Raw genomic sequence first — 2,607 nt, 5'->3', positions numbered from 1 at the left:
CTCACTTAGCGGAGGTGAGCCTTTTGTCATCAAAGACATTATCCGGATTCTGGACTACGCCTCTCAGCATCGCCCCTGCCTGGTTCTGACCAACGGCACAACACCCATGATCAAAAGGCTCGATGAACTGGCCCGTTTGAGTGATAACCCTTACTCCATTTCCCTGAGAGTCAGCCTGGACCATCCAAACGCTGAACAGCATGACGCAGGACGAGGTAAAGACAGTTTTGCCACCGCTCTTTCAGGACTGAAATTACTCCATGAAAAGGGCTTTAACGTATCAGTCGCCAGACATATGGAAGCAGACGAAAACACTGCAGAGGTTGAGCAGGCCTTCAGGGATCTTTTTGAACTGAACGGTTTGCCGGTCAATATGAAACAAGTGGCCTTTCCGGATTTCCTGCCACCCGGTTCTTTACCGGATGTCCCCCATGTCAGCACAGACTGTATGACCCGCTACCAGACAGAAGAGAGTCGTCGTCAATTTATGTGCGCGTTTTCCAAAATGATGGTCAAACAGAATGGGCAGATGCAGGTTTATGCCTGCACACTGGTGGATGACGATAGCGAGTACAACCTGGGGAAAAATTTACGAACGAGCCTGACTCAAACCATCAGTATGAAACACCACCGCTGTTACAGCTGTTTTGCTTTCGGTTCTTCCTGCAGCGAACTCTAATCATCAATACATCAAAAGGAATTTATGATGGATAAAACCCGGATACTGTTCCTCTGCACAGGTAACTCCTGCCGCAGCCAGATGGCGGAAGGCTGGGCCAGAAACCTGCTCCCTTCAGGCTATGAGACCTTCTCCGCTGGACTGGAAGCCCACGGGCTCAATCCATCCGCAGTCAGGGTCATGCAGGAAGCGGGCATTGATATCAGCCAACAGCTGTCGCAGACCCTTGAAGATCTGAATCAGAAACATTTCGACTTTATTATCACCGTTTGTGATCACGCCCATAAAACCTGCCCAACGCCCAAAGAGGGGCAGATCATACTCAAACGTTTCGATGACCCTCCCCGACTGGCTAAATCGGTGAAAACAGAAGAAGAATCGTTGGCAATTTACCGTCGTGTAAGAGACGAGATCAGAGTGTGGGTAAATCAGCTTCCCGACCAGATCCAACAGTTGTCTGATTAATTCACCACAATGAAAAGGAAACATTATGCTGGCAGTGATTGGCGGAACAGGCATCTATAAACTCGATGGACTTGAGGTATTGAATGAGCAGAAGATTGAAACACCTTACGGCTCTCATTCAGGTACAATAACGACAGGTCTTTTTAATCAACAAAAGCTGTTGTTCTTGCCCAGACATGGAAGTGGCCACGAACTCTTGCCCCATGAAGTCAATTATCGAGCCAATATCTGGGCATTAAAAAGTCTGGGGGCGACTCGGGTAATAGGCCTTTCTGCGGTGGGCAGCCTGCAGGAGGAAATTGCGCCTGGTGAATTATCTCTGGTCAGTCAGTACTTCGACTTTGTAAAAGGACAGCGGGAAAAAAGCTTTTTCGGTAACGGTCTTGTCGCTCACGTCTCCACCGCACTACCGAGTTGTCATCATCAATCAGAACAGCTGCTCAGCGCTGCTAACTCAGCAGAGATAGGACTGCACAAAGAGAAAACCTATGCCTGCGTTGACGGTCCCAGGCTGGGTAGTCGTGCAGAAAGCCTGTTCCTGAAAAATGCCGCTCAGTGCGACGTTGTGGGCATGACCAATGTGCCTGAAGCGTTTCTGGCGAGAGAAGCTCAACTCTGTTATACAACCATCGCCATTGCCACCGATTATGACTGCTGGAAGGACGATCCTTCAGCCCACGCCAGTGTTGAGCAGATCGTTGCCAGATACGACAGAAGCCTGGCACTGGCCAGAGAGTTGTTAAGACAGTATCTGAAACAACAACAAGAAACGCCCCACGACAACACCCAATGCAACTGCAGGAGCGCACTGAAATCAGCACTACTCTCCCCTGAGAACAACTTGGGTCAGGAACAAAAAGCATTGCTCGAAGTATTGCAAAAATAATCATGTCCAGCATAACAGCAATCGTGCCTCTGGGTCCCGGTGAGCCAGAATGGCCGGTTCTTCTTGAACAATTTAGCCTGCTTCCAGCTGGCAGCGAGATTATCCTCGTTGGCTATAAGGACCAGCAGCGCCCTGCCAAACTGGATCAACTTCCGCCCCCTTTGCTTCATCTCAAATGGTTTTGGTGCGCTGCAGAACAAGGACGTGCCTGCCAGCTCAACGCAGGAGCTCGAGAAGCCACAGGTGACTACCTCTGGTTTTTGCATGCAGACACAATACTGAACAAAGGGAACGTTCAGAGTTTATTGAATGCCATTAATCAGCATCCAGAACGATTGTTTTATTTTGATCTCTGGTTTTACGACAAGCATACCCTCCGGTTATCCATCAACGAATGGGGAGCCAGATTCCGCTCCAATGTTCTGGGGTGTCCTTATGGAGATCAAGGGTTTTGCATTAGCAGGACACAGTTTCTAAACCTGAAGGGCTATCCTACCAACACTGGTTACGGCGAAGATCATGTATTTGTCTGGAAAGCCCGGCAAAACAAGATCCACCTCCACCCCTGTCGGACCAG

Annotated in this window: 4 protein-coding genes; all 4 read left to right on the top strand. The window is 49.4% G+C overall.

The window, feature by feature from the left end:
- On the top strand, positions 1-679 hold a 679-nt coding region (locus KDK19_RS07105; protein WP_257291632.1), incomplete at its 5' end, for a radical SAM protein.
- Between the two features lie 24 nt (positions 680-703).
- The gene (locus KDK19_RS07100) at positions 704-1,144 is read left to right on the top strand and encodes an arsenate reductase ArsC (RefSeq protein WP_257255498.1); all 441 of its coding nucleotides are present in this window, start codon (positions 704-706) and stop codon (positions 1,142-1,144) included.
- A 25-nt stretch (positions 1,145-1,169) separates the two neighbouring features.
- Positions 1,170-2,030, top strand: coding sequence for an MTAP family purine nucleoside phosphorylase (locus KDK19_RS07095; RefSeq protein WP_257255497.1), 861 nt, complete (start codon positions 1,170-1,172; stop codon positions 2,028-2,030).
- A gap of 2 nt (positions 2,031-2,032) precedes the next feature.
- Positions 2,033-2,607: glycosyltransferase (locus KDK19_RS07090; protein ID WP_257291631.1), on the top strand; the 575-nt coding region annotated here is incomplete at its 3' end.

The organism is Endozoicomonas sp. ONNA1, assembly GCF_024606325.1.
Lineage (GTDB): Bacteria > Pseudomonadota > Gammaproteobacteria > Pseudomonadales > Endozoicomonadaceae > Endozoicomonas_A.
Note: the sequence above shows the minus strand (reverse complement) of the source record. Positions and strands in the feature narration are given on the sequence as shown.

What these genes read in the sequence shown, in the direction of transcription:
- KDK19_RS07100 (WP_257255498.1), top strand. Translation starts at nt 704, where the DNA reads ATGATGGATAAAACCCGGATACTGTTCCTCTGCACAGGTAACTCCTGC.
- KDK19_RS07095 (WP_257255497.1), top strand. Translation starts at nt 1,170, where the DNA reads ATGCTGGCAGTGATTGGCGGAACAGGCATCTATAAACTCGATGGACTT.